This window comes from Actinosynnema sp. (genome assembly GCF_052038725.1).
In genome coordinates this window covers 1-5583 of sequence record NZ_JBQGCX010000906.1, presented here as the reverse complement: position 1 = coordinate 5583, position 5583 = coordinate 1, and the positions used below count along the sequence as shown (strand labels likewise).

Annotated in this window: 6 protein-coding genes; 3 read left to right on the top strand and 3 right to left on the bottom strand. The window is 73.2% G+C overall.

Going from position 1 to position 5583, the window contains the following annotated elements:
* Positions 1 to 154: 154 nt before the first annotated feature.
* From ACTUAL_RS18755 to fbaA, 3 genes are all read right to left on the bottom strand, one after another.
* On the bottom strand, positions 155 to 1234 hold the full coding sequence (locus ACTUAL_RS18755; RefSeq protein ID WP_096497381.1) for an FUSC family protein: 1080 nt from the start codon (positions 1232 to 1234) through the stop codon (positions 155 to 157).
* Between the two features lie 13 nt (positions 1235 to 1247).
* The gene (locus tag ACTUAL_RS18750) at positions 1248 to 1661 is read right to left on the bottom strand and encodes a DUF3151 domain-containing protein (RefSeq protein ID WP_440901177.1); all 414 of its coding nucleotides are present in this window, start codon (positions 1659 to 1661) and stop codon (positions 1248 to 1250) included.
* A 322-nt stretch (positions 1662 to 1983) separates the two neighbouring features.
* Positions 1984 to 3018: a class II fructose-bisphosphate aldolase gene (fbaA, locus tag ACTUAL_RS18745; protein ID WP_096497383.1), complete on the bottom strand. Its 1035-nt coding sequence runs from the start codon at positions 3016 to 3018 to the stop codon at positions 1984 to 1986.
* A 95-nt stretch (positions 3019 to 3113) separates the two neighbouring features.
* On the opposite strand from fbaA, the gene ACTUAL_RS18740 reads away from it, so the two are divergent.
* From ACTUAL_RS18740 to ACTUAL_RS18730, 3 genes are all read left to right on the top strand, one after another.
* The gene (locus ACTUAL_RS18740) at positions 3114 to 3398 is read left to right on the top strand and encodes a DUF427 domain-containing protein (RefSeq protein WP_096497384.1); all 285 of its coding nucleotides are present in this window, start codon (positions 3114 to 3116) and stop codon (positions 3396 to 3398) included.
* Between the two features lie 148 nt (positions 3399 to 3546).
* Positions 3547 to 4482 carry an aldo/keto reductase gene (locus ACTUAL_RS18735; RefSeq protein ID WP_096497385.1) on the top strand — a complete coding sequence of 312 codons (936 nt, stop codon included), beginning with the start codon at positions 3547 to 3549 and terminating at the stop codon, positions 4480 to 4482.
* 71 nt (positions 4483 to 4553) lie between these two features.
* A partial coding sequence (locus tag ACTUAL_RS18730) for a short-chain dehydrogenase/reductase (RefSeq protein WP_440901176.1) occupies positions 4554 to 5583 on the top strand: 1030 nt, incomplete at its 3' end.

Sequence of the window (5583 nt, the reverse complement as noted above, 5' to 3'; positions counted from 1 at the left end):
CCTGCGCTCGGGCGTCGCCAGGCCAAACGGAGATGAGGGACGCGGGATGGGCTGGCTGCGGGCGCGCTGCGCTCGCCCCGCAGCCCGCGAGGCGGTGAAGGGGGCAGTGCAGCCCGCGAGGCGGTCAACCCGCGAAGCGGTTGAGGGGGGTGGGTCAGGGTTTTCGCAGTGGGGGTAGGGATTCCATTGCTTCTGACCTTGTCAGGCCCGTTGCCTGGAGGAGGTCCACGGCTACCGAGCGGGCCTGGGCCAGGACTACCTGGGTTGAGAAGCCTTCTCCTGCGGCCAGGTCTGCGGTCATCACGCCTGCGGCTGTGCGGATTGCCGCCCTGGACTTCACGGGGTCCTCGTTCGAGGCCAGTTCGGCTCTCAGGACGTCTACCGCGTCCGCGAAGCGCTCCAGGGCCGTGGGGAGGACTTCCGGGACGTGTTCGTCGTCGCGCAGGGCGGCCAGGGCTCGTCTGGTGAGGACCCTGGTGTTGCGCAGGGCGTAGTCGACCGGGGTGGCGATGCTGCCGTAGCGGCGCAGGGCGTTCTTGCGGCGCCAGCGGATCGGGGCGATCGTGGCGATCTCGCCGCCGGTCTTCAGGGCGGAGCGGTACTCGTCGACGGCCTCCTGGCTGTCTCGGAGCCTGGCCAGGACGTCGGCTGCGGCGCCCGCGTCGCGCTTGGCCACGGCCGCGGCCACGCCGCGCAGGGCGGTGGCCAGTTCGCCCAGGACCACCTTGGCCTGGCGGTCTGCCACGGTCAGGGGGTTCGCGGGGATCAGGGCGGTCACCGCCAGGCCGACCACGCCGCCGACCAGGGCGTCGACCATGCGGTCGAAGCCGCCGCCCGCGCTGGGCGGGAGCAGGGTCGCCACCAGGACCGCCGAGTTGGCGGACTGGAGGGCGATGACCGCGCCGCCGTCCAGGAGGACGGCGGCGGACATCGCCAGGACCACGGCCACCGCGATCTGCCACGTGCCGGAGCCGATGTGGGAGATCAGGACGTCGCCGATGCCGACGCCCACGGACACGCCGACGACCAGCTCGGCGACCCGCCGGGGGCGCTGCCCCAGCGAGACGCCGAGGCAGACGACGGCGGCGATGGGCGCGAAGAACGGGTGCGGGTGGCCGACCAGCCTCGTCGCCACGAACCAGGACAGGCCCGCGGCCACCGCTGCCTGGAGGATCGGCAGGGCCGTCATCCGCCACCGGCGCAGCCTGCGCGCCAGTTCGTCGCGCACAGCCATGTTCGGTCCCGGCCTACAGGCCGAGCTGGGCGGGGGCCGCGGGGTCGCTGTCGGCCAGGAACTTCGCGCAGCGGTCCTGCTCGGCCACCTCGCCGATGCCGCCCGCCGCGCGGGAGAGCGCGGCCAGCGAGCGCAGGAAGCCCTGGTTCGGGCGGTGCGCGAAGGGCACCGGGCCGAAGCCCTTCCAGCCCGCGCGGCGCAGCTGGTCCAGGCCGCGGTGGTAGCCGGTGCGGGCGTAGGCGTACGCGGCCACCGGGTCGTCGCCGTCCAGCGCCGTCTCGGCGAGCAGCGCCCACGCCTCGCTGAGGTCCGGGTAGGCCCGGACGACCTCGACCGGGGCGATCCCGGAGTCGACGGCGGCCTGCGCCTCGGGGCGCTCGGGCAGCAGCGTCGGCTCGGGGCCGAGCAGGTTCTCGTTCAGGCTCATGGTCGCCTAGCTTAGGAACATCCCCGCCGCCGCGGCGACCGCCGCCAACACCATGGCGGACACCAGCACCCCGGCGACGATCTTCACACGCACGCCCAGCACCCCACTCCTCGAACGGGCCGGGTGGCTCCCGGCGGGGCAACCCTGCCGGTCCGCGCCACGCGGGGCAACGTCCGCCACCCCATCGTGCGATGTGCGGAAAGGCCCGGAACAGGGGTGAGGCCCCTCCGGTCGCGTCGGACCGTGAGGGGCCTCACTCTTCTGCCCGGTCTTCGGCCTCCCCCGGTGCCGGGGGGGCGCCGCGACCGTCCGATCGGGACGGTCAGCCCGCGATCATCCGGCCGGAGGACTTGAGGTGCTCGCACGCCTGGGCGATGCGGGCGGCCATGCCCTGCTCGGCGGCCTTGAGGTAGCTGCGCGGGTCGTACGCCTTCTTGTTGCCGACCTCGCCGTCCACCTTGAGCACGCCGTCGTAGTTGCCGAACATGTGGCCGACGATCGGGCGGGTGAACGCGTACTGGGTGTCGGTGTCGATGTTCATCTTGATGACGCCGTAGGACACCGCCTCGTGGATCTCCTCCAGCAGCGAGCCGGAGCCGCCGTGGAAGACGAGGTCGAACGGCTTGGAGCCGGCCGGGAGGCCCAGCTTCTCGGCCACCACGTCCTGGCCCTGCTTGAGGATCTCGGGGCGCAGCTTGACGTTGCCCGGCTTGTAGACGCCGTGCACGTTGCCGAAGGTCGCCGCCACGAGGTAGCGGCCCTTCTCGCCCGCGCCGAGGGCGGCGACGGTCTTCAGGTAGTCCTCGGGCGTGGTGTACAGCTTGTCGTTGATCTCGTTGTCGACGCCGTCCTCCTCGCCGCCGACCACGCCGACCTCGATCTCGAGGATGATGCGGGCCTTGGCGGCCAGGTCGAGCAGGTCGGCCGCGATCTCCAGGTTCTCGTCGAGCGGCACCGCGGAGCCGTCCCACATGTGGGACTGGAACAGCGGGTTGAGGCCCTTGTCGACGCGCTCCTGGCTGATCGCGATCAGCGGGCGGACGTAGCCGTCCAGCTTGTCCTTGGGGCAGTGGTCGGTGTGCAGCGCGACGTTCACCGGGTACTTGTCGGCGACCACGTGCGCGAACTCCGCCAGCGCGACGGCGCCGGTGACCATGTCCTTGACCTTGGTGCCCGAGGCGAACTCGGCCCCGCCGGTCGAGACCTGGATGATCCCGTCGCTCTCGGCCTCCGCGAAACCTCGCAGGGCCGCGTTCAGGGTCTCGGACGAGGTCACGTTGATCGCGGGGTAGGCGAAGGAGTTCGCCTTGGCGCGGTCAAGCATCTCGGCGTAGACCTCGGGAGTTGCGATGGGCATCGGTAGGTCCTCCTCAGAGCCCGAACACCGTTGTCGCGGTTGATCCTACGACCACCGCTCAGCGGAAGATGATGATCACCGGCATAGTGGGTCCCATGGCGATCGCACGGTGGAACGGCGAGATCATCGCCGAGAGCGACCAGACCCAGGTGGTGGAGGGAAACCACTACTTCCCGGTCGATTCGGTGCACGCCCTGTTCCTGCGGCCCTCGGACACCACGTCCGTGTGCCACTGGAAGGGGACTGCCAACTACTACACGCTCCACGTCAACGGTGAGGACAACGTGGACGCCGCCTGGTACTACGCGGAACCGCTGGAGGCGGCGGCGAACATCAAGAACCACGTGGCGTTCTGGAAGGGCGTCGAGGTCACGCCGTGACGCCCTGACGGAAGGCGGGCGGGTCCCCGGCCGGCGGTCCGGTCGGGGAGCCGTGCGGCTATTCCCGCCTCCCGCGCTCTGTTCGGAACGTCGCACCCGGCCGCCGCGGGCGGGCGCGTCGGCGGTGGGCGGGGTTAGCGTCGGGTCCATGACGAAACTGGGCACCACCGACCTCGACGTCTCGCGCCTCAACCTGGGCGGCAACGTGTTCGGGTGGAGCGCGGACGAGGCCGCCTCCCACGCCGTGCTGGACGCGTTCACCGAGGCGGGCGGCAACTTCGTGGACACCGCCGACGTCTACTCGTCCTGGGCGCCCGGCCACTCCGGCGGCGAGTCCGAGACCGTGCTGGGCTCCTGGCTGGCCAAGCGCGGTCGCCGGGACGACGTGGTGATCGCCACGAAGGTCGGGATGCTGGAGGGCCTGGACAACCAGCGGGGCGAGACGATCGAGAAGGCCGTCGAGGGCTCGCTGCGCAGGCTCGGCGTGGAGCAGATCGACCTGTACTACGCGCACCGGGACGACCCGGAGACCCCGCTGGTGGAGACGCTGGCCGCCTACGACCGGCTGGTGCGGGCGGGCAAGGTCCGCTACGCCGCCGCGTCGAACTTCTCCGGCGACCGGCTGCGCGAGGCCGCGGCGATCGCCGAGCGGGAGGGCTTCGCCGGGTTCGTCGCGCTCCAGCCGAGGTACAACCTGGTGGAGCGGGGCGAGTACGAGCGCGACCTGGCGCCCGCGCTGACCGAGCTGGGGCTGCCGTCGCTGCCGTACTCCTCGCTGGCGTCGGGCTTCCTGTCCGGCAAGTACCGGCCGGGTGTCGAGGTGGAGAGCGTGCGCGCGGCGGGCGCGTCCCGGTACCTGGACGAGCGCGGGCTGGCGGTGCTGGCGGCGCTGGACGAGGTCGCGGACGCGCGCGGGGTGTCGCAGTCGGCGGTGGCGCTGGCGTGGCTGGCCGCGCAGCCGACCGTGGCCGCGCCGATCGCGAGCGCCCGCACGGTGGAGCAGCTGGAGCAGCTGCTGCCCGCCCTGACCCTGGACCTGTCGGCCGAGGAGGTCGCGCGGCTGAGCGCCGCCAGCGATGTTTAACCCGCCAGTAGCTAACGGCGGTTGAACCGGGCTACGGTGGCCTCCTCGTTCACCTGTTCGAGGAGGTCGCTGTGGTCGTCTCCGGGAACGTCGCGGGTAAGGGCGGCAAGGGGGTCGCCGACCGGGTCGTGCTGATCACCGGCGCGGCCAGGGGCATCGGCGCCGACACCGCGAGGCGGCTCGCCGCGCGCGGGGCGCGGGTCGCGCTGGTGGGCCTGGAGGGGGAGCTGCTGCGCGAGGTCGCCCGCGAGTGCGGCGGCCAGGCGTGGGAGGCGGACGTGACCGACGCCGAGGCGCTGCGGGCGGCCGTGGACGCCGCGGTGGCGCACTACGGGCGGTTGGACGCGGTGATCGCCAACGCCGGGGTCGCGGCGGCCGGGTTCGCCCGGTCGATGGACCCTGGGGTGTTCGAGCGGGTGATCGAGGTGAACCTGCTCGGGGTGTGGCGCACCGTCCGGGCCTGCCTGCCGCACCTGGTGGAGAGTCGGGGCTACTGCCTGGTGGTGTCCTCGCTCGCGGCGATCGCGCACGTGCCGGGCAACGCGGCGTACTCGGCGGCCAAGGCGGGCTGCGAGGCGTTCGCGGACAGCCTGCGCGCGGAGGTGCGGCACCTGGGCGTGGACGTCGGGGTCGCGTACTTCTCGTGGGTGTCGACCGACATGGTGGACGGGGTGCACGAGCACCCGGTGGTGGGGCCGCTGCGCCGCTCGCTGCCCGGTCCGGCCGGGCGGGTGCACTCGGTGGAGGCGGCCGGGAAGGCGCTGGTGCGCGCGGTGGCCAGGCGGTCGACCTCGGTGCACGCGCCGCGCTGGGTGGCGGTGGCGAAGCTGGTCAGGGGCGCGCTGCCGGGGCTGGTGACGCGCCGCTCGGCGGGCCGGATGGCCGAGGTCGACCGGCTGATGGCCGAGGCGGACAGCTCGGGCCTGGTGGGGCCGGGCGGGGCCGCGGGGGGCGCGCGGGGCCAGGTGGGGCCCCGGCGCCGGAGCCCGGGTCCGGGGGGGCGCGACCCCCCCGGGCGCCCGCCGCGGCCCCGCCCGGCCCCACCAGGCCCGAGCTGTCCGCCTCGGCCATCAGCCGGTCGACCTCGGCCATCCGGCCCGC